Annotated in this window: 16 protein-coding genes; 4 read left to right on the forward strand and 12 right to left on the reverse strand. The window is 66.1% G+C overall.

The window, feature by feature from the left end:
- Window positions 1–270: 270 nt before the first annotated feature.
- The 9 genes from ACZK2R_RS10365 to ACZK2R_RS10405 all read right to left on the reverse strand — a co-directional run bounded on the left by ACZK2R_RS10365 (window position 271) and on the right by ACZK2R_RS10405 (window position 8,311).
- Window positions 271–804 carry a lipocalin family protein gene (locus ACZK2R_RS10365; RefSeq protein WP_180837722.1) on the reverse strand — a complete coding sequence of 178 codons (534 nt, stop codon included), beginning with the start codon at window positions 802–804 and terminating at the stop codon, window positions 271–273.
- 8 nt (window positions 805–812) lie between these two features.
- Window positions 813–1,886, reverse strand: a complete 1,074-nt coding sequence (locus ACZK2R_RS10370) for an SAM-dependent methyltransferase (protein ID WP_125894021.1) — start codon at window positions 1,884–1,886, stop codon at window positions 813–815.
- The gene (locus tag ACZK2R_RS10375) at window positions 1,883–2,668 is read right to left on the reverse strand and encodes a DUF1295 domain-containing protein (protein WP_125894023.1); all 786 of its coding nucleotides are present in this window, start codon (window positions 2,666–2,668) and stop codon (window positions 1,883–1,885) included. Before ACZK2R_RS10375 ends, ACZK2R_RS10370 begins: the two co-directional genes overlap by 4 nt.
- Entirely contained in the window at window positions 2,665–3,210 is a 546-nt protein-coding gene (locus ACZK2R_RS10380) for a DUF2878 domain-containing protein (protein ID WP_125894025.1), read from the reverse strand. Before ACZK2R_RS10380 ends, ACZK2R_RS10375 begins: the two co-directional genes overlap by 4 nt.
- Window position 3,211: 1 nt before the next feature.
- The gene (locus ACZK2R_RS10385; protein WP_180837721.1) at window positions 3,212–4,471 is read right to left on the reverse strand and encodes a class I SAM-dependent methyltransferase; all 1,260 of its coding nucleotides are present in this window, start codon (window positions 4,469–4,471) and stop codon (window positions 3,212–3,214) included.
- Window positions 4,468–5,235, reverse strand: coding sequence for a DUF1365 domain-containing protein (locus ACZK2R_RS10390; protein ID WP_125894029.1), 768 nt, complete (start codon window positions 5,233–5,235; stop codon window positions 4,468–4,470). Before ACZK2R_RS10390 ends, ACZK2R_RS10385 begins: the two co-directional genes overlap by 4 nt.
- A complete protein-coding gene (locus tag ACZK2R_RS10395) occupies window positions 5,232–6,509 on the reverse strand; it encodes an NAD(P)/FAD-dependent oxidoreductase (RefSeq protein WP_125894031.1) in 1,278 nt (425 codons plus the stop codon). The genes ACZK2R_RS10390 and ACZK2R_RS10395 overlap by 4 nt, the downstream gene beginning before the upstream one ends.
- Before the next feature lies 1 nt (window position 6,510).
- Complete coding sequence (locus ACZK2R_RS10400; protein WP_125894033.1) at window positions 6,511–7,461, reverse strand: acyl-CoA desaturase; 951 nt, start codon at window positions 7,459–7,461, stop codon at window positions 6,511–6,513.
- Between the two features lie 82 nt (window positions 7,462–7,543).
- Entirely contained in the window at window positions 7,544–8,311 is a 768-nt protein-coding gene (locus ACZK2R_RS10405; RefSeq protein WP_125894035.1) for a hypothetical protein, read from the reverse strand.
- Window positions 8,312–8,446: 135 nt separating this feature from the next.
- Here ACZK2R_RS10405 and ACZK2R_RS10410 point away from each other — a divergent pair, with 135 nt between their 5' ends.
- The 3 genes from ACZK2R_RS10410 to ACZK2R_RS10420 are packed head-to-tail and all read left to right on the forward strand — an operon-like array spanning window position 8,447 to window position 10,447.
- A complete protein-coding gene (locus ACZK2R_RS10410; RefSeq protein ID WP_125894037.1) occupies window positions 8,447–9,070 on the forward strand; it encodes a sigma-70 family RNA polymerase sigma factor in 624 nt (207 codons plus the stop codon).
- Window positions 9,067–9,741, forward strand: a complete 675-nt coding sequence (locus ACZK2R_RS10415; RefSeq protein ID WP_125894039.1) for a ChrR family anti-sigma-E factor — start codon at window positions 9,067–9,069, stop codon at window positions 9,739–9,741. The genes ACZK2R_RS10410 and ACZK2R_RS10415 overlap by 4 nt, the downstream gene beginning before the upstream one ends.
- Before the next feature lie 13 nt (window positions 9,742–9,754).
- Window positions 9,755–10,447, forward strand: coding sequence for a Rossmann-fold NAD(P)-binding domain-containing protein (locus ACZK2R_RS10420; protein ID WP_125894068.1), 693 nt, complete (start codon window positions 9,755–9,757; stop codon window positions 10,445–10,447).
- Window positions 10,448–10,449: 2 nt separating this feature from the next.
- Here the strand turns inward: ACZK2R_RS10420 and ACZK2R_RS10425 are convergent, their stop codons facing one another.
- From ACZK2R_RS10425 to ACZK2R_RS10435, 3 genes are read right to left on the reverse strand one after another with little or no spacing between them, the layout of a single operon-like run.
- The gene (locus tag ACZK2R_RS10425) at window positions 10,450–12,849 is read right to left on the reverse strand and encodes a response regulator (RefSeq protein WP_125894041.1); all 2,400 of its coding nucleotides are present in this window, start codon (window positions 12,847–12,849) and stop codon (window positions 10,450–10,452) included.
- Window positions 12,842–13,309 carry a response regulator gene (locus ACZK2R_RS10430; protein ID WP_125894043.1) on the reverse strand — a complete coding sequence of 156 codons (468 nt, stop codon included), beginning with the start codon at window positions 13,307–13,309 and terminating at the stop codon, window positions 12,842–12,844. The genes ACZK2R_RS10425 and ACZK2R_RS10430 overlap by 8 nt, the downstream gene beginning before the upstream one ends.
- The gene (locus ACZK2R_RS10435; protein WP_125894045.1) at window positions 13,306–15,543 is read right to left on the reverse strand and encodes an ATP-binding protein; all 2,238 of its coding nucleotides are present in this window, start codon (window positions 15,541–15,543) and stop codon (window positions 13,306–13,308) included. Before ACZK2R_RS10435 ends, ACZK2R_RS10430 begins: the two co-directional genes overlap by 4 nt.
- Window positions 15,544–15,794: 251 nt before the next feature.
- Here ACZK2R_RS10435 and ACZK2R_RS10440 point away from each other — a divergent pair, with 251 nt between their 5' ends.
- Entirely contained in the window at window positions 15,795–16,088 is a 294-nt protein-coding gene (locus tag ACZK2R_RS10440) for a hypothetical protein (RefSeq protein ID WP_125894047.1), read from the forward strand.
- Window positions 16,089–16,103: the final 15 nt, after the last annotated feature.

Genomic DNA, 16,103 nt, shown 5'->3' on the forward strand with positions numbered 1-16,103 from the left:
GCGCAGGGAGGTGATCGGCGCCCGCAGGGCGTGGCGATCATTCTGGCGCCGCTGTCGCGTCGAGCATCGAACTTGTTGGAATTTTGCGATTATTCCTAAGAATCGATGCGTAAAGCCCATCAATTCAATGCCGCCGATTGATGAGGTGGATCGTCAGCCCCCAATCACGCGCTTCGGGGTCGCGAAGCCGGTAGCCGGGCTCCATGTAGACATTGAGATTGATCAACCACTGATGCTTCAGGAAGATCCGCCCGAGGAGAAGGCTCCGCGTCATCGCACCGACTGCGGCACCCGCCTCAGCTTGTGGGTGTCGTAACCCATGGCCGCAATCCGCTCGACCGCCTGCTGGTAGTCACTGTCCGATACCTGCGGGGTGCGGGCCATGTACCAGACGTAATCGCGCTTGCTTCGTGCCACGATGGTCTGATGGTAGCTTTCATCGAGCCAGGCGATCACGTACTCAGCCTGGATCGGCCAGATGAACTGCATGCCCCAGATCGCGCCGTTGCCTTCCTTCTCGACACGGCCGACGGGGTGCATCGACTTCTGTGGCGCGTCGAAGCTGCCTTTGCGGTAAGTGAAGGTGGTCTGGATGCGTCCATCGGGGCGCAGGGCATAGCTCTCCACGGCGTCGAAGGCCTCGCGCTCAGGGCGCGACGGGATATGCGCGATTACGTACCAGTCGCCCATGAAGCGCGGTACATCCACCGACGGCGGACGCGGCAACGGGCGGGTGTCGCTGGAGTTGCAGCCGGAACCGAACAGGCCCACCGCGATCAGGGGGAGCAGCGGAAACATGCGCATCGGGCACCTCAGCGGGGTCGGAACAGATAGTGGGCCACCAGCCACTGCTGGCCATCGTCGTAGCCGAACAGCTCGGCGCATGCCATCCAGAACATCCGCCAGCGCTGCCACCAGACCTTCGCTGCAGCCTGGCCATAGGTGGCGATCAACACCGGCATCACCCGCTCGCGGGCCGCATCCTGGTTGGCCAGCCAGTGGTCGGCCGTGCGCTGGTAATGGGTGCCGTCCAGTAACCACCGTTGCTCCAGGCGCAGGTCGCGCTGGAAATGCAGCAGTGTGTCGGCTGCCGGCATCAGTCCGCCGGTAAAGAAGTGGCGACCCATCCAGTTGTCGCCGCCGTCTGTCTCGAACGGATACATCAGTGTGCGATGGGCGAAGATGTGCACGAACAGTGCACCGTCCGGTTTCAGCCACCGTGCGATGCCTGCCAGCAGGCGCTGGTAGTTGCGTACGTGCTCGAACATCTCCACCGAGACACAGCGGTCGAACCGGGCCGTCGGCAGGTCAAGCTGGTTGACGTCGCGGGTCATCACCTCGACGTTGCCCAGGCCGCGCGCCTGGCACTGCGCCATGATGTACTGGCGTTGGCTGTGCGAGTTGGAGACGGCGGTGATATGCGCCTGCGGGTAACGTTCGGCCATCCACAGGGTCAATGAGCCCCAGCCGCAGCCCAGCTCAAGTATCTGCTGGCCATCGGCCAGTCCGGCGCGCTGGCCGTACAGTTCCAGCATGGCGTCCTCGGCCTGGTCCAGCGTTTCGCGCCCGGTGGCGTAGTAGCAGCTGCTGTACTTCAGCCGCTTGCCCAGGCAGGCCTGGAAGAATGCCACGGGAACTTCGTAGTGCTGGCGGTTGGCCGCTTCGGTATGTAGCGCGAGTGGGCTGTCGGCCAGCTCGGTGATGCGCTGGCTGAAGCGTGCCGATTGGCCTTCGATGCCGCCTTCGCTTTCCTCATGCAGGCGTTGCGCGCACAAGCGGCGGATGCCCGCACGCAGCGCCGCATCGGGCACCAGCCCACGTTCGGCCCAGGCGATCAGCCCGGTTTCCGCATCTTCGGCCGGATTCAGTGACGGGATCGCGCTCATGCGGAATGCTCCTTGGAAGAACGGGGGAACCAGGGAAAGAACATCGAGGTAGTGCGCTGGTAGGCGCGGTAGTCGTCGCCGCGGCTGCGCAGCGCTTGCTTTTCAGTGAAGGGAATGCCGCTGAGATAGCGCAGGAACACGTACATCAGCAGCGGGCCGGCCCACGCCAGCCACCACAGTGGCGAGCCGACCGCGAGCAGGACATAGCTGAACCAGTGCAGCCACTCGAAGAAGTAGTTGGGGTGGCGGGAGTAGCGCCAGAGCCCCTCGCGGCAGGTGCGGCCCTTGTTCGCCGGGTCGGCGCGGAAGCGGGCCAACTGGCGGTCGGCCAGGCTCTCGCCGCCGACGCTCAGCAGCCAGACAAGTGCGGCGGCCACGATCCACAACGTCATGCTTGTCTGCGGATTGGCCGCCACCGCGACGAAGGGCAGGGCGAACAGCACGACCAGCAGCGCCTGGGCCATGAAGAAGCCGAAGATCTTGCCTTGATGCCCTTGCCAGTGCTCGCGCAGATAACGGTAGCGGCCGTCTTCCTGTTCGTGGCGGACCCGGTGCCACAGGTGCAAGGCGAGTCGACTGCCCCACAGGCCACCGAGCACGCCGAGCGCCATCCGTGGCGCCGCCGCACCATCGCCGAGCCACGCCAGCAACAGGGCTGATGCGCCCACGCCCTTGGCCCAGAGCACATCGACCACGCCGATGTTGTCGTGGCGGCGCTGCCAGGCCCAACCCCAGCTCATCACAAGTACGGGATACAGCAGGACCCACAACAGATTGATCATGACGGTGCTCCTGCCAAGGGCGGCGGGAGGGTGCGGGAGCCGCGACGAGCGGCCATGCACAGCAGCGAAAGCGCGATGCTCCAGCCCACACCCAGCACCAGCAGGCCCTGCCACAGCGGCGCAGTGAAACGGACCGCCTCGAAACCGCGCGCTGCGGAGAGATACGCCAGCGGGGCCAGCAACAGGCCAAACAGGGCTGGCAGGGCAGGGTGGCGCAGCAGGAAGCGCATCGAAGTGGTCAGCGTCATCGCAAACGCGGCCCACAACGCCATGATCCAGAGGGGCGGAGTCCAGCCCAGCGGGGCAGCAGCGTAGCGCACGGCGCCGCTGGCGGCGGCACTGGCGTCGACGAGCCACGCGCAGGCCAGCGCCAGCAGCATCAGCCGAAGGTCCAGTCGAGGGTGCGGTGAAGTGAGCAGCTGGCTGCCGATATAGATCGTTGCGGCCAGCAGCGCCGGCCACTGCCAGCCTCGCCCTGCGCCGGCCACGGCACACAGCCAGACCAGCTGGTTGCCAAGCAGATTGGTCCAGAACCGGCGCATGTCAGCGGCTGTCGCCCGCAGCGAGGACGGGCCGGTGGTCCGGACGGGCCAGCAGCAGATGCGAGACGCCGATCGAACGTTCCAGGAAGCCGCCCTCGCAATAGGCCAGATAGAACTCCCACAACCGGCAGAAGTGCGCATCAAAGCCCTGCGCCTGCACCGCAGGCAGCTGGGCCAGGAAGCGCTGGCGCCAGGCGCGCAAGGTCAGTGCGTAGGAGTGGCCGAAGTCCTGCTGGGCGATCAGCTGCAGGTCGCTGGATCGGGTCTTGGCGGCCATGATCGCGTTGATCGATGGGATGAAGCTGCCCGGAAATACATAGCGCTTGATGTAGTCGACGCTGCGCCGGGCCTGTTCGTAGCGATGGTCCTCGATGGTGATGGCCTGCAGCAGGGCAACGCCATCCGGCTTGAGCAGGCGTTGCAGCGTAGCCATGTAGGTGTCCAGGTACTCGGCGCCGATCGCTTCGATCATCTCGATCGAGACCAGCTTGTCGAACTGGCCCTGCAGGTCGCGGTAGTCCTGCATCAGCAGCGTGACCTGATCCTGCAGGCCCGCCGCCTCTACGCGCTGGGCGGCCAGCGCATGCTGTTCCGCGGAGATGGTGGTGGTGGTCACATGGCAGCCATAGTGCTGGGCGGCGTGTGCCGCGAAACCGCCCCAGCCCGTGCCGATCTCCACCACGCGGTCGCCTGGCTTGAGTTGCAGCTGCTGGCAGATGCGGTCCAGCTTGCGCCGCGAAGCAGATTCCAATGACTCGAATTCGCTGTCGAACATCGCCGACGAATACATCAGGTCCGGCGACAGGAACAGGGCAAAGAAGTCGTTGCCCAGGTCATAGTGCGCGGCGATATTGCGGCGGCTGCCTTCACGGCTGTTGCGGCGCAGGCGGTTCCAGACCCGCAGCATCCCCCCACCCAAGCGGGCCGGGCCACGCTCCATGCCGTCGAGCAGATCGCGATTGCGCACCAGCAGCCGGATCAGTGCCACCAGATCATCGCAGTGCCACTCGCCCTGGATGTAGCTTTCACCTGCGCCCACGCTGCCTTGCGCAGCAACCTTGCGATAGAACGCCGGGTCATCGATGGTGACGGTGACATGCAGTTCACCACGGGTGTCGCCCAGCCAGACCTCGCCGAGTGCATCGCGCACGCACAGCCGACCGTCGCGCATCGGGGCCAGCTGGGCCAGCAGGCGGCGGCGCAGGAACGCGTCCAAGGCGCCGGGGCGCGGCAGGGCAACCCAGGGAGTCATCGAGTTCATCGCGGTTTCTCGGTAAGAGTGGGGTGGTCGTGCACCGGGTTGCGTTTCAACCACAGCCGCAGTGCGTGCCAGTGAATGGCGGCCACCACCTGGGTGGTCATCAGGGGATAGCAGGCCAGAACCCGGGCCAGCCCGCGGCCATCCAAGGCACGCCGCTGCATGGCCTGGGTGGCATCAAACTGGCGCACGCCGTCCCGCCAGACCTGCATGTGCACGCGCAGGTCCTGGTCGGGGCGGTTGAACCGCCAGTCGTAGCCGCAGTCCATCGGCATGAACGGCGAGACATGGAAGCACTTGTCGAACTGCCAACGCAGTGAGCTGCCTTCGTGCGTGGCGGTAGCGACCGGCAGCACATAGGCGTGCCGTTCCTTCCAGGGCGTGTTGGTGATCTCGGCGACAATGCAGTCCAGCGTGCTGCCGTCGGCCTGGTAGCAGTAGTAGAAACTGACCGGGTTGAACACGTGCCCGGCAAAGCGAAGATGGGTGAGCAGGCGCACAGGGCCGGTCGGCCGGTAGCCAAGCGTGTGGGCAGCGTGATCGCGGATGGCATCGGCCAGGGGCCGTGCGGGATCGCCGAAGTAGTCGCTGCGGCGGAACTCGGCCAGGTTGCGGCGATTGACCGACCACAACCAGCGCCCGTCGAACACCGTATCGAGTTCTTCCAGATCGAGCAGGAGCTGGGCGATGGGGTAACGGAAGGCATGCGGGTGCGGATGATGCCGGCGATGCATCACCTGCCCGATGTAGAGCGCGCTGGCACTCATGCCGCCACCTCATCCGCGGCGGATGCCAGCCGATGTGGGGCGCAGGCCTGCAGGGCATCGACCACGCGGCGGGCGCTGCGGATGCCATCCTCATGGAAGCCCCAGCCCCAATAGGCGCCTGCGAACCACGTATGGCGACGGCCCTGCAGTTCCGCCCAGCGCTGTTGCGCGCGCACTGCGGCATGGTCGTGCACCGGGTGGGCGTAGCGCAGCGTACGCAGTACTTTGGCCGGATCGATTGCCTCGCTGCGGTTGAGGGTAACCACCAGGGGCGTATCGCCGGGCAGGCCCTGCAGCAGGTTCATGCAATAGCTGACCGTGCAGGGCGCGGCGCGATCCTCTGGCACGTGCGCGTTCCATGCCGCCCACGCCTTGCGGTTGCGCGGCAGCAACGAGGCATCGGTATGCAGTACGGCCTCGTTGGATTGATAGCGGATGGCGCCAAGGACCTCACGCTCGATGGCATCGGCGTCGCACAGCAACGCCAGCGCCTGGTCGCTGTGGCAGGCCAGGATCACTTCGTCGAAGGCCTCCGCGCCGGCCGCGCTGTGCACGCGTGCACCCCAGGGCATGCGTTCGACCATCCTGACCGGGCATTGCAGCCGCTCATGCACCCGCCAGCGGCGGCGCAGCGCATCCACGTAGCGCGCCGATCCCCCGCTGACCACCCGCCAGCTCGGGCGCCCGGTCATCTGCAGCATCTGGTGATTGGCCATGAACTGGGCTAGGTAGCGCGCCGGGAAGTCCTGCACGGTGGCGGTCGGTGAGGACCACAGTGCCGAGGCCATCGGCAGCAGGTGCTCGTCGATGAAGGCCTCGCCATAGCGCTGGCTGCGCAGGTACTCGCCGAGCGTGGGGCCGTCTTCCTCGGCCAGCAGCAACGGCGCATCCCGATAGAACCGGCGCAGGTCGGCCAGCATGCCCCAGAATCGAGGTGACACCAGGTTGCGGCGCTGGCAGAACAGGCCATCCAGCGAGGTGGCGTTGTACTCCACGCCGCTGCGCTCGCTGTGCATCGAGAAGCTCATCGTGGTCGGCTGCGAAGCCACACCCAGCTCGTCGAAGAGCGCGGTCAGCAGCGGATAGTGCTGGGGATTGAACACGATGAACCCGGTATCCACGGCCATGCGTGTCCCACCCACCTGGACGTCGTGCGTGTGGGTATGGCCACCGAGGTAGTCGTTGGCCTCGAACAGCGTGACGTCGTGCTGGCCATCGAGCCACCAGGCACTGGCCAGCCCCGCGATACCCGAGCCGATGACGGCGATGCGCATGTCAGTACCTCGCCTTGGCCAGGACCCACTCGGGGATGGGCTTGAGACCTTTGACCAGGCCCAGGGCCGCCATCGCGCGCAGTCCGTACCAGGTCAAATCCACTTCCCACCAGCGGAAGCCCTGGCGGACAGTGCCGGGGAAGAAGTGGTGGTTGTTATGCCAGCCTTCGCCGAAGGTGAGCAGCGCCAGCCAGAGGTTGTTGCGGCTGTCATCGCGTGTGTCGAAGCGGCGGCGGCCGAATCGATGCGCCAGCGAATTGATGGTGACCGTGGCATGGAACAGCACGATGGTGGAGACGAAGAAGCCCCACACCAGCAGCTGTGGGCCGGAGGTGTGCAGGCCCGGTGCCCAGCGCTCCAACCCGGCGCCCAATGCATACAGCGCTGCGGCCAGCAGTACCGGTACGGCCGTATCGAAACGGTCCAGCCAGCGCAGTTCGGGGAAGCGCGCCAGGTCCGGTACCCGTGACAGATCGGTGGCGAACGCCTCGCGGGTCAGGAACCAACCCATGTGGCTGCGCCAGAAGCCGCCCTCGCGTGGCGAGTGCGGATCCAGCGGCTGGTCGGCATGCCGATGGTGATGGCGATGATGGGCGGCCCACCAAAGCGGCCCACGCTGCACGCTGGAGGCGCCGATGACAGCGAACACGAACTGCACCGGCCGCGATGCCTGGAAGGTCCGGTGCGAGAAATAGCGGTGATAGAACGCCGTGATGGCAAACATGCGCACCGCATAGAGCACTGCGGCGACGATCACCGCTGTCCATGAGATTCCGACCCAGAGCACAGCGATGCAGGCCAGGTGCATCAGTGCGAATGGCACGGCGCGCAACCAGTCGATGCGGCCGGGCTGTTCGCCGGTGGTCTCTGCGACGTTGCCGGTGTCGATCCAGCGCTGCAGCGTACGCAGCAGGCGCGAGCGTCGACGGGGGAGGGGCGCTACAGAGGCCATTGGGGGATCTCGGCGGGTGTCGTGTCTACCTGTACGCAGCAGCGCGTGCAATGGATGCGCTGCGACGCGAAGAATCTCGACTTCACCTGGGCGTCACGGCGCAGCGGTCGATCAGAGGATGCGTCCAGGCCTGCTGCCATTCCGCGGCAGTCTGCTCGGCAGCAGGCGAGCTGAAGCGCACCGTCACCTGCGGATAAGTGCCGCTTGCATCGCGCAGGTTGCTGGTACCGCGGAATTCCAGCAGGCGGCGGTCGGTGCTGGCATAGACGAGTGACAGACGCGGGGCGATGCCGCCGTACCAGGTGTCCAGACTGACGTCGATCGACTGCCCATCAATACCCTGCCAACGTACCGGACCGATGCGCCGCACCTGCACCGGGAAGTAGCGCTGCCGCCCAGGCACCAGGAAGGGCAGACTGATGAGTTCGCCGCGCAGCAGCGCCGGCCAGTGCAGGCGCACCGCAGCGTCGAACCCTGCATCGATCACCGCGTCCGGCGGCAGTTCAAGCCGGCGCTGACGCGGCTGGCTGGCGGCATCTTCCTTCCAGGCAATCGACACCGAGTCGCCAGTGGCGTCGACTTCGGCGGTCTGGCCGCTGCGGCGGTCCTGCAGCGAATAGCCCCGTGCCTGCGGGCGGGCGCTGGCGGGCAGATGCTTGCGGGCGAAGGGCTGGCCATCCGGGCACTGGTACAGCACCCAGCGTTCGGCACCCTCCGTTGCCTCGCGCCGCCAGTGCACTTCACGGTAGAGGATGTCGCCCTGCGCGGAGGTGGCCACACCCTCACTTCGCAGCCAGGGTGCCGCCAGCGCGGCATGGGGCAGGCACAGCAGCAGCCAGGCAGTGCGCATGGTGTTCATCCGGAAGGGTAGGTCTCTCAGGTCATACGGCGGGGGCGCCCGGTTGGATGCGCAGTGCCGACTGCATCCAATGGCTGCCCCTGCACGTACAGAGGACAGACCTTCACCCGCCCGCCGCGAACGCAGATGTACCCTGACGCCGCCAGCACACTCCTCAACTTCGATACCGCACGTACCGTGTCCAGTTACCAGCAGCCGAGCAGCGAGCCGACGAACTGGGCCGGTGACATGGACGGCGTGGCGCGGCTGCGCGACCGCGAGTGTTTCATGCGGATCTACGACTACTTCATGCCGCGGCTGTGCGTGTACCTGCGCGGCCTGGGCGCACCCGATGCCGTAGCCGAGGAGCTGGCGCAGGAATGCCTGTTGCGCCTATGGCTGCGGGCCGCCGATTTCGATCCGGCACAGGGGGCGCTGAGTACGTGGCTGTATCGCATCGCCCGCAACCTGCATATCGATCGAGTGCGCCGCGAGCGCAGCTGGATGCAGGTGCAGGCAGCGGTGGAGGACGCGGCGACGCTGGATGTGATCGAGCGCAGCAGCGCCGAACAGTTCGCCGACCAGGCGCGTCTGCGCCAGCGCATCAACGAGCTGCCTGCGGTGCAGGCGCGGCTGGTGCGGATGTCCTATTTCGAGGCCAAGAGTCACAGCGAGATCGCCGAAGCGCTGGGCATGCCGCTGGGGACGGTCAAATCGCACCTGCGCCGTGCCTTCCTGCAACTGCAGGCGAAAGTGGGAGGTGTGCTGTGAATCCGCACCACCACCTGCACGAATCCACGCTGATGAGCTATGCCGCGGGTGCGCTGTCGTCGCCGTTGAGCATCGTGGCCGGTGCCCATCTGGAGCAGTGCCCGCATTGCCGTCAGCGCCTGCGCGATGCTGAGGCGATCGGTTCGGTGCTGCTGGAGCAGACCCAGCCGCCTGCAACCGACACGCGGCGCGAACAGTTGCGCGAGGCCATGCTGATGCAGCTGGCCACGGAAACGCCGATGGCCATGGCGGAATCCCTGCGCCCTATGCCGAAGGATCGGCCCGAGGCTGATCCCGATCATCTGCCGGCGTCACTGCATCCCTACTTTGGCACCTCGCTGGGTGACCTGCGCTGGCGTTGGATGGCGCCGGGGGTGCACTGCATCCGGGCCGAGCAGATGCCCTCGCTGATCATGCTGAAGATCGCCCCCGGCAAGTGCCTGCCTATGCACAGCCATGGCCGCAGCGAGCTGACCCAGATCCTGCGCGGTTCCTACAACGACGCGCTGGGGCTGTTCGCGCCGGGTGACGTTGCGGATCTGGACGAGGAGGTGGAGCACCAGCCGGTGACCGCGCCGGGTGTGCCGTGCATCTGCGTGTCTGCGTTGGATGCGCCGTTGGTGTTCAGCGGTTGGCTGGCGCGGAAGATCCAGCGTTTCGTGAAACTCTGAGGCGGGTGCGATGATGGTCGGGACGGGTGCATTGCGGATTCTGTTGACCGGTGCCGCAGGCCTGGTCGGGCAGGGTGTGGTGCTGGCCTGCCAGCGCTCACAACAGGTCTCCCGCCTGACCGCGCTGGTCCGTCACCCCGGCAGTCTGAGCGGCACCGGCAGCGAACTGATTGTCCCGGACTTTCTGCGTATCCAGGAGCGGGTGGAGGAGCTCGCCGGGTTCGATGCATGCCTCTACTGCGCCGGTGCGCCACCGGTCGGCACCGCCGAGGCCGAGTACCGACGCGTTACCGTGGACACCACGCTGGCGGTGGCCCGTGCCTGGGCGGCCGCGAATCCCGGGGGATGCTTTCTGTATGTATCCGGTGCGGGTGCAGACCCTCAGAGCCGGCTGATGCCGCTGAGGGTCAAGGGCGAGACCGAAGTTGCTTTGCAGGCTCTGCCGGTGCGCTCGGTGATGCTGCGCCCGGGTGGCGTCAGGCCGGTCGCGGGAACCGGCACCCGTCATGCCCTGTTGAAGCCCTTGTACTGGGGCGGCGCGCCGTTGATGAAGCTGGCCGGTGCGGTTGCGCCTTCGTTGATGACCAGCAATCTGGCCCTGGGCCAGGCGATGATTGCGCTGGCCGCCAGGGAGCATCCGCCGGCCACGGTGGAGTGCGCGGACATCAACCGGATCGCCGCTGGCATGCGCGATCCGGCGTCCTGACCTCAGTGCGGCGTCGCCTCCAGCGCGGTGCGCACCGCCGCTGCAAGATCACTGCGGGTAAACGGCTTTGGCAGCAATGAAACGGCGCGTCCCTGGCTGCCCACCTGGTCGTGGTCGCGTGGATAGCCCGACGTGAACAGGACGGCGACTTCCGGCCAGCGTTCACGTACTTCGTGCACCAGTTCCCAGCCCGACATGCCGGGCATCACCACGTCCGAGAACAGCAGATCCACCTTGGTGTCGGGGCGTTCCAGCAGCCGCAGTGCGGAGGGTCCGTCGTGGGCTTCCAGCACGCGGTAGCCGAGCAGCCGCAGCGCATCCACCGTGTGGGCGCGGACATCGTCATTGTCCTCGGCCACCAGAATGGTTTCCTCGCGCGGTGAGTAACCCGCCAGGCCGGTCTGTGGGGTGCGTGCTTCGCAGGGCAGGGACAGCGGAGAGCGCGGGAACATCATGGTGATGCTGGTACCGCCGCCTTCCACCGAGTCGATCAGCACGTGGCCACCGGACTGCTTGACGAAGCCATGCACCATGGACAGGCCAAGCCCGGTGCCGCGGCCAACCTGCTTGGTGGTGAAGAACGGCTCGAACACGCGCGCCAGGGTCGCTGCGTCCATGCCGTGGCCATTGTCGCGCACCCGCAACATCACGTACTCGCCTGGCGTTGCATCGGGAAACAGGGCGGCGTAGTCGTGGTCGAGGTGGCTGTTGTCGACTTCGATCACCAGCCGGCCGCCATGCGGCATCGCATCGCGGGCATTGACCGCCAGGTTCAGTACGGAGGCCTCCAGCTGGCTGATGTCGATCTCCACGCACCAGATGTCCTCGGCGTTGCGGATCTCCAGCTGCACCAGCTCACCCAGTGCACGCTGCAGCATGTCGTGCATGTCCAGCAGGCGTTCGTTGAGGTTGGCGGCCTGGCTGTGCAGCGGCTGGCGACGGGCAAACGCCAGCAGGCGCTGGGTCAGGCTGGCGGCACGGCCGACGCCTTTCAGTGCATTGTCCAGTGCACGGCTGACCATTGCCCCGGGTTCTCCGGCGCGTTCGTTGAGCAGCATGGCGTGCTCGACGTTGCCGGAGATGACCGTCAGGATGTTGTTGAAATCATGGGCGATGCCGCCGGTGAGCTGGCCGACCGCCTCGATCTTCTGTGACTGGCGCAGCGCGTGTTCTGCTTGTAGCCGCGCGGTGGTTTCCACCGCCTCGGAGACCACGGCGGTGACCACGCCTTCGGTATCCAGCAGCGGGCGGAACGAGAAGTCGAAGCTGCGCCGCCCGGTCGGGAGTTCCAGTTCCAGTGCATGCAGCGAACTGCGGCCCTGTACGGCTGCGGCGACGGCCTGGTCGATCAGCGCACTGATGCCATCGGTTGTGGCAAACCAGAGCGATTCGCCGAAGCGCGCGCCAACAGTGTCCTTCTTGTCCGCAAGCACCGCGGCCAGTGACGCGTCATTGGCATCAACCACGCGTCCGGACAGATCCAGCAGCACCTGATGCTGGAAGCTGGATTCGAAGATCGCCTGCAGGCGCCGCTTGCTGGCCCGCAACTCGGCGGTGCGTGCCTGCACCTGTCGCTCGAGAACCTGGTTGTCCTCGCGCAGCGCCAGTTCGGCCTGCTTCAACAGTGAAACATCGCTGCCCATGCAGATGTAGCCGACCACGCTGCCATCGGCCGCATGTTCCGGTACGCAGTCCATCTGCACGAATCGTGATTCGCCGCTGCGGTGGACCAGTTCGACCTGGAAGCTGGTGCGCTCGCCCTGCAGTACCCGCTCCAGGCTGGGCAGGGCGTGCTCGAAGGCGGAAATGCCGCTGACATCCCGTGCCGCGCGACCCAGCAGTTCGGCCAGGCTGACGCCGTGCCAGTCCAGGAACGCCTTGTTCGCGAAGCGGTAGCGATGCGCCGTGTCGAGCTGGGCGATCAGCGCAGGGACGGCATTGGTTACCTGCTGCAACTGCGCCTGGCTGTCGTTCAGTGCGGCCTGCGCCTGCACAAGCTGGGTGCGTTCATGGGCCTCCTGCCGCGCACGACGGATCGCATCCGGCAGGCGCTGCAGGCGCTGCTTGACCACGTAGTCGCGCGCGCCGCGGGTCAGCGCCTGCACGGCCAACTCCTCGGTAAGCGTGCCGGAGACGAAGATGAAGGGCGTCTGCGGAATCCGCTCGCGCGCCAGCGCCAGTGCAGCGTCGCCGTCGAATCCGGGCAGCACATGATCGGCCAGGATCACATCGAAGGCGCGATTCTCAATTGCCTCGATGAAGGCATTGCGGGTCCACAGGCGCTCGGCCTCGAAATCGAGGCCGGCACGCTGCAGCTGTGCGCTGATCAGCTCCGCATCAAGCGCGCTGTCCTCCAGCATGAGGATGCGCAGGCGCTCGCTGCGGCGCGATCCATCACGCATTGTGCTGCCCCGAGCCGTTGGGCCGATGCGGCGGGGGCTGGTTGGTGATGCCCCAGAACATGCCCAGCCCTTGGATGGCGTCGAAGAACTCCTTGAAGTCCACTGGCTTGACCACGAATGCGTTCACGCCCAGTTCGTAACTGCGCACGAGATCCTGTTCTTCGCGCGAAGAGGTCAGCATCACCACCGGGGTGCTGCTCAGCTGTGCGTCACCACGCACCTGTTCCAGCACTTCCAGGCCGTTCACCTTGGGCAGCTTCAGGTCCAGCAGCACCACCACCGGGCCGCCGTGCATGGCGCCGGCGAACTTGCCTTCGCAGCGCAGGTAATCCAGCGCTTCGGCGCCGTCACGTACATGGATGACATCGTTCAGCAACTGGCAACGCGACAGCGCCGCCAGCGTCAGCTCTGCATCCTTGGGGCTGTCCTCTACCAAGAGGATCGGCCGCAGGTCCCTCATGGGTGATCTCCTGTGGAACGGGGTAGGGTGAAGTGGATCGTGGCGCCCTTGCCAGGTTCGCCCTCGGCCCAGGTCCTGCCGCCGTGGCGGCCGACGATGCGGCGCACGTTGGCCAGGCCAATGCCGGTGCCTTCGAATTCCTCGACGTGGTGCAGGCGCTGGAATACGCCGAACAGCTTGTCCACGTAGCGCATGTCGAAGCCACAGCCGTTGTCGCGCACGAAGAAGTGGTCTTCGTCGTCGTTTCGCTGGTGACCGACCTCGATGACCGCCTGCTCGCGCTCGCGGGTGAACTTGATCGCGTTGGCCAGCAGGTTCTGCCAGACCAGGCGCAGCATCGTCGGGTCGGCTTCGACCTCCGGCAACGGCGCAAGCGTCCACTGCACGTCGCGGCCGCTGTAGTCCAGGACCAGGCTCCGGCGCACATCCTCGGCCAGCGCGGCCATATCCAGCCGCGCCCGGCCCAGCGTAGAGCGGCCCATCTGCGAAAAGCTCAGCAGGTCGTCCACCAACGTTCCGGCAGATTTGGCCGACTCCACGATCGTATCCAGGAAGCGGCGCTCGGTATCGTTGAGGCGTTCGCCGGCCGAGCTGCCCAGCAGTTCCGAGTAACCGACGATATGGCGGAATGGCGCGCGCAGGTCATGGCTTACGGAGTAGGAAAACGCTTCGAGTTCCTTGTTGCTGCGGACCAGCTGCTCGTTGAGCTCAGCCATTTCCTCGGCCTTGCGCAGCACGATGTCGACGATGGCCGTGCGCATCTCGTGCGCGGCATCGCGGTCGGCGTCATTCCACGGCAGGCTGCGCTGCTGCACGGTCTCTTTCCATGCTTCGAATGAACTGCGCGGGGACAGTGCCACGCCGGGCGCCGCCGCTTTGCGTGGGTCGCCCCCCCAGCGCACGGTGTGCACCACTTCCGGGCGGAACCACATCAGATAGCTGTCGTGCAGCTGCGAAATGGACACCGCCAGTACGCCGCTCGCCACGTCGGACAGGCGCGCGCCGGGCGCCCAGTCGGCTGCCAGATGGTCACTGCAGTACGTTTCCTGCCCGGCCTGCTGTGCGGCCAGCCAATCGGCCAGGGCCAGCACGTCGGTCGCGGGCGGGCACTGGCCCACACGCATGCAGTCGCCCTTGTGCACAATGGCGGCGCCTGCGGCACCGGTCAGCGACAGCAGGCTGGCTTCATCGTGGCGCAGCGCAGCCATGAAATCCTCGTCGCCGGCCATGCGTGCCAGCAGCTTGACCAGCACCGAGCGGCGCGCCACGCGTTCTTCGATGGCGCGTGCACGCTCCTTCAGCGCGATTTGCAGCGACAGGATCTGGCCCATGAATTCACAGGCGGTGCGCACGTGATAGGGCAGGCGGCGCGGCTGCACCGTGTGGCAGGACACCAGGCCCCACAGCTGGCCCTCATGCACGAGCGACACCGACATCGACGCGCCGGTGCCCATGTTGCGCATGTACTGCAGGTGCACGGGCGAAACGCTGCGCAGCACGGCCAGGCTCAGGTCGGTGGCCGGCGCGTCGCGGTGCTCCTCGCTGCGCATCAGCGGGGCAGGGGTGTAGCTGTTGTCCGCGATCAGTCGCACCCGGTTGCGCCGGTACAGCTCGCGGGCCTGGGCCGGAATGTCCGACTCGGGGAAGCGCAGGTCCAGGTAGGACGGCAACAGGCCGTTGCCATCCTCGGCGACGACGATGCCGTTCCAGCCTGCATCGAACTGGTAGACCAGGGTCCGGTCGAAGCCGGTCAGCCGGCGCATGTGCGCGGCCGCCAGCTGGCACAGATCTTCCACGGTGGTAGCCGATTCGATGCCGGTCATCAGTTCGCGGATCGACGGATACAGTTCTTCCAGCGAACCCGGCTGGCCGGGAACCGGTGCCTCCAGCTCGATCAGCAGATCGGTGGCGGAGCGATGCACCAGCAGCTGATGTCGGCCGTGGCCGTCCAGGTGCACAGCGCCTACATGGGCGCTGCTGCCCACCGTGGCCTGCTGGAACAGCGCCTGGAAGGGCGCCAGCACGCCGCCCAGTACCTCGCTGACGTGCTGCATCAACGGTTCGCCGAACTGCTTCAGCAACCCCGGCTGGCTGATGGCGCGCTCACGCACCCGCAGTGACTGAGGCTCCACTACCAGAAGCACCCCATATGGCTGGATGGCACCGGGCGTATGAATCGGTTCGCGCGCACAACGGGACTGGGCGGTGTCGTGCGTGGACTCAGCAGAAGGCATCAAGGGCGGGACTCATGATTCGTGGATGGCTGGAAAGGCCCAGCGTCGCATCCGGCATGCATGGATGGTGAAGCAAAATCGTGCATTCGCCTACCAGCACGTTCGCGTGAAGAGCGTTTCATTCAAACCTGAATTCTTCATCTGACCATTCCAACAGCACTTGCATGTTTCGCGAAAGGTACATGTGCGCTGCACGCGCGCTCGACACCGACTTGCCTAGGGTGAACGCACATTCCTGAGTGACCACGCCCGTGAACCTGCAGACCTTGCCTTCAACGCCATACCGCATGCTTGCCGACAGCTGCCAGTTTGAGCTGCTGGATGTGGATGCCCTGCAGGATCCGGCCAGTGGGCGCCTGCTCCACCTGTACTCGCTGGTTGCGCGCTGCCTGTGCTGCGAGACGGTGTTCAAGGCGGAAGAGGGGCAGGGACTGGTCAGCCACACCGCCGCGCGGGTGGTGCGATGCCCCACGGGTTGTGGCCAGCAGGCGTTCAAGCCGGCATTGCTGCGTGCATGGAAGCCGCAGCGCGTCGCACAGGCCTGAGAGCACTGATACTGG

Source organism: Stenotrophomonas sp. 96582_Sma, assembly GCF_056480905.1.

Excerpts from the sequence above, each read along its gene's own strand:
- ACZK2R_RS10425 (WP_125894041.1), bottom strand. The coding sequence starts at position 12,849 with ATGCGTGATGGATCGCGCCGCAGCGAGCGCCTGCGCATCCTCATGCTG.
- ACZK2R_RS10395 (WP_125894031.1), bottom strand. The coding sequence starts at position 6,509 with ATGCGCATCGCCGTCATCGGCTCGGGTATCGCGGGGCTGGCCAGTGCC.
- ACZK2R_RS10370 (WP_125894021.1), bottom strand. The coding sequence starts at position 1,886 with ATGAGCGCGATCCCGTCACTGAATCCGGCCGAAGATGCGGAAACCGGG.
- ACZK2R_RS10435 (WP_125894045.1), bottom strand. The coding sequence starts at position 15,543 with ATGCCTTCTGCTGAGTCCACGCACGACACCGCCCAGTCCCGTTGTGCG.
- ACZK2R_RS10390 (WP_125894029.1), bottom strand. The coding sequence starts at position 5,235 with ATGAGTGCCAGCGCGCTCTACATCGGGCAGGTGATGCATCGCCGGCAT.
- ACZK2R_RS10385 (WP_180837721.1), bottom strand. The coding sequence starts at position 4,471 with ATGAACTCGATGACTCCCTGGGTTGCCCTGCCGCGCCCCGGCGCCTTG.
- ACZK2R_RS10410 (WP_125894037.1), top strand. The coding sequence starts at position 8,447 with ATGTACCCTGACGCCGCCAGCACACTCCTCAACTTCGATACCGCACGT.
- ACZK2R_RS10375 (WP_125894023.1), bottom strand. The coding sequence starts at position 2,668 with ATGATCAATCTGTTGTGGGTCCTGCTGTATCCCGTACTTGTGATGAGC.
- ACZK2R_RS10365 (WP_180837722.1), bottom strand. The coding sequence starts at position 804 with ATGCGCATGTTTCCGCTGCTCCCCCTGATCGCGGTGGGCCTGTTCGGT.
- ACZK2R_RS10430 (WP_125894043.1), bottom strand. The coding sequence starts at position 13,309 with ATGAGGGACCTGCGGCCGATCCTCTTGGTAGAGGACAGCCCCAAGGAT.
- ACZK2R_RS10405 (WP_125894035.1), bottom strand. The coding sequence starts at position 8,311 with ATGCGCACTGCCTGGCTGCTGCTGTGCCTGCCCCATGCCGCGCTGGCG.
- ACZK2R_RS10400 (WP_125894033.1), bottom strand. The coding sequence starts at position 7,461 with ATGGCCTCTGTAGCGCCCCTCCCCCGTCGACGCTCGCGCCTGCTGCGT.
- ACZK2R_RS10420 (WP_125894068.1), top strand. The coding sequence starts at position 9,755 with ATGGTCGGGACGGGTGCATTGCGGATTCTGTTGACCGGTGCCGCAGGC.
- ACZK2R_RS10380 (WP_125894025.1), bottom strand. The coding sequence starts at position 3,210 with ATGCGCCGGTTCTGGACCAATCTGCTTGGCAACCAGCTGGTCTGGCTG.